Below are 2,538 nucleotides of genomic sequence, written 5' to 3' on the forward strand. Positions count from 1 at the left end.
GTGGTTACCCACTTCGATATCGGAGGTCTTCTTTCACCTCAAATCCCGATCACAACCTCCCGAGGAAGTACAGCTAGCCGGCTTCTTAGGTGGGTGGGTCTCAACCTTGATCATGCGTGGATCGGACATCCTTCTTAGCTTCCCAGCTATTATTCTTGCGATCGCCGTTGTCGCGATTCTAGGACCAGATCTGATCAACGTCGTCATCGTCATTGGAGTCCTTTACGTTCCGCAGTTCACACGAGTCGTGTATGCCCAGGCTGCCGCGATACGCAAGGCCCAGTTTGTTGACGCTGAGCGCGTCAATGGCACCCGCACCGCCAGCATCATCGCATTCACTGTCCTGCCAAACGTCCTTTCTCCGATCATCGTGCAGGGAAGCCTTAGTACAAGCTTCGCCGTGCAGGTCGAAGCTGGGCTGAGCTTTCTCGGTCTGGGAGCACAGCCACCGCTTGCAAGCCTCGGAACGCTGATCGCTTCAGGGCGTGACTTCCTAGAGGTGCAACCTAGCCTGCTCCTCTATCCGTCCGCTGTGCTTGTCGCAATCGTGCTTGCCGTAAACGTCCTTGGAGATGGCGTTCGGGACGTACTGGACCCTCGCCGAGCTTTCAAATAGTCACAATTTGACCTACTCAAAACATCAACTACAACGGAGGGTTGTAAATGATCGATGATTCAAAGAGCTTCGGACGCCTGAGCTGGACAGAAGTCAAAGAAGCAGCCGAACGCGATCCGGTGATCCTACTGCCGATTGGGGCAATTGAGCAGCATGGTCCTCATCTGCCGGTACACGAAGATTCCATCGTCGCCGAGTGGGCGGCATATAAGATCGCAAGAATGACTGACGGGGAGGTAGATACACTCGTTGCACCCGCCTTGCACTATGGCCACTCGCCGACGTTCCGCGGATTCCCCGGCAACATCTCACTGAGTGACGCGACACTTAAGGCGGCTACGCGTGACATCATCGAGTCCCTTGTAAATTCCGGGTTCCGGCGGTTCGTATTGATCAATAATAACGGTGGCAATGTTGCCCCCGTAGCAGCTGCAGCGGTCGACCTGCGCCGTGACCTGGGTGTGCTCATTGGCCATGTTTACCCATGGCAACTAGGTTACGCGCTAATGCGCTCAGCCTATGATGACCCTTCAAAGGTCTACGGTCACGGCGCAGAGCCAGAACTCTCAGCCATGCTTGCGATTTTCCCCGACCAGGTCAATATGTCGAAAGCTGAATCCGGAGGTCTGCATAGTGCATCCGGATGGAGGCCAACCAGCTATCTGGAAACTAAGATCGGTGATTACGACGTGCCTGGAACAGTCTACTGGGATTTCTCTGAAGTTAGCACTAATGGTGTGACCGGAGACGTATCGGCAGCTAGGGCCGCTACTGGTCGGGAGTGGATCGATCGAGTGATGGGATTCTGCGCCGAGTATGTCCGCGAATACGACCGAAACACTCGTAATAGCGGGGAGGCGTCCTGACATGCGTATCGCACTCTGCCAATTCGGTGCGGTACCAGCCGTGTCGAAGAACATCAAGAAAATAGAAGCGTTCGCTGCCGAAGCCAAAGCCCAAGAAGCTGATCTGTTGGTGTGCCCTGAGGCTGCAATGTCCCGGTTCCCGGCTGAAGAACAGGACCAAGTGCCCCAAGCCGAGCCTCTCGACGGCAGCTTTGGTACTGCGCTGGCCCAAGCCACGGTAGGTAGCGGTCTCACCATCGTTGCTGGTGGATTCACTCCGGGCGATGGAACACGCGTCAAGAATACGCTATTTGTCGCTTCGGATGGCAAGATATCAGCGCATTACGACAAGATTCATCTCTACGACGCGTTCCAAGCACGGGAGTCGGACAAGGTAATAGCTGGTGATATCGCACCTACTGTCATAGACGTTAACGGTGTGGCTGTTGGCCTTGCCACTTGCTACGACCTGCGCTTCCCAGAGATCTTCCGGGTATTGGCTGACCTTGGAAGCAAGGTCATTGCTTTGCCGGCCGCATGGATCCGCGGATCCTACAAGGAGGAGCATTGGCTCACACTTCTACGTGCTCGTGCAATTGAGAACGGCTTCTTCGTCGTAGGATCAGGAGAATCCGGGGAACGCTCAATTGGTAGATCAGCAATCTTCGATCCGATGGGATTGCAGCTGACCGATCTAGGTACGCAACCGGGACTCACAGTTGTCGACATCGACGTGGAAGATGTCGATCGTACTCGCAATATCAACCCCGGCCTGCGTAACCGCCGCTTTGCTATCGCCGGACACAATTCAGGAGCTTAACGTGAACAGTCCGAACCACAACAGCATACTAGAGATCACTGGTCTCAACGTAGGCTTCCAGAACGATGCATCGATCGCGCCGGCGGTTGAAAACGTGTCACTCTCAGTGGAGAGGGGTGAAGTTCTAGCTGTGGTCGGTGAATCTGGATCTGGAAAGTCCATCACTGCGATGAGCGTGCTAGTGTCGCGCGTCAGACTTAGTGGCAGGGCCGTTATGTAGGTCCTGAAGGAGAGTCAGACATGGGTAGACCACCCTC

At 55.0% G+C, this 2,538-nt stretch carries 4 protein-coding genes; all 4 read left to right on the forward strand.

The genetic code is table 11. From position 1 onward, the window contains the following. A partial coding sequence (locus H9634_RS14300; protein ID WP_191727474.1) for an ABC transporter permease occupies nt 1–616 on the forward strand: 616 nt, incomplete at its 5' end. Nucleotides 617–663: 47 nt separating this feature from the next. Next, on the forward strand, nt 664–1,482 hold the full coding sequence (locus tag H9634_RS14305) for a creatininase family protein (RefSeq protein WP_191727475.1): 819 nt from the start codon (nt 664–666) through the stop codon (nt 1,480–1,482). 1 nt (nt 1,483) lies between these two features. Then, complete coding sequence (locus H9634_RS14310) at nt 1,484–2,281, forward strand: carbon-nitrogen hydrolase family protein (RefSeq protein ID WP_191727476.1); 798 nt, start codon at nt 1,484–1,486, stop codon at nt 2,279–2,281. Further along, the gene (locus H9634_RS14315; RefSeq protein ID WP_191727477.1) at nt 2,202–2,501 is read left to right on the forward strand and encodes an ATP-binding cassette domain-containing protein; all 300 of its coding nucleotides are present in this window, start codon (nt 2,202–2,204) and stop codon (nt 2,499–2,501) included. Before H9634_RS14310 ends, H9634_RS14315 begins: the two co-directional genes overlap by 80 nt. The last annotated feature ends 37 nt before the right edge of the window (nt 2,502–2,538 follow it).

This window comes from Brevibacterium gallinarum, from assembly GCF_014836885.1.
Taxonomy (GTDB): Bacteria; Actinomycetota; Actinomycetes; order Actinomycetales; family Brevibacteriaceae; genus Brevibacterium; species Brevibacterium gallinarum.